Source organism: Photobacterium alginatilyticum (assembly GCF_009910675.1).
GTDB lineage: Bacteria > Pseudomonadota > Gammaproteobacteria > Enterobacterales > Vibrionaceae > Photobacterium > Photobacterium alginatilyticum.
This window is the reverse complement of the sequence record NZ_RSEJ01000255.1, coordinates 1-467: the sequence shown is the minus strand read 5'-3', so window position 1 is coordinate 467 and position 467 is coordinate 1. Positions and strand designations below refer to the sequence as shown.

The following is a 467-nucleotide window of genomic DNA, read 5'->3' as shown; positions in this document are numbered from 1 at the left end:
ACCAGGAGAGTTTATAAACGAATAAAGATCTTTGGTATCATCCTCAATACTSAGATATACCATAAGACCAATAAGTTGATTYGAGATCTCGCTATCAACTGCTTGGCCTAAAAAAAGTAATCTCTCTCGATAAAGTCGGTTGATTCGGGTAAAGTTGTATCCCTTAGGAACCGTMCATGCACTTTTTTCWGCATACGGTTCAAAAAAAATTCYGAMAAAATCAATGTRTAGATTCCAGCCCYCTTTYGTTTTTTCATATCATATAGCATAGTAGGCTCTTTCTAACTTTTAACGAAAGGRCTTYTTCTTCGATTTTTATTTTTCAATAAAGAAKTTTTTTGACTCYTTTTCTTATCTTAGATTAGAAAGAATATAAAAAAGAATTTMAAAYTTATCGAATTAACTTATCATTGATGTATTTTTCATTGAGATCCAAATCRCGATGTCATTTTCTTGTTCCKGAATGG

The 467-nt window shown here is 31.3% G+C and carries 1 protein-coding gene; it reads right to left on the bottom strand.

Going from position 1 to position 467, the window contains the following annotated elements:
• A partial coding sequence (locus EIZ48_RS31650; protein ID WP_500690633.1) for an ATP-dependent Clp protease proteolytic subunit occupies nucleotides 1–144 on the bottom strand: 144 nt, incomplete at its 3' end.
• Nucleotides 145–467: the final 323 nt, after the last annotated feature.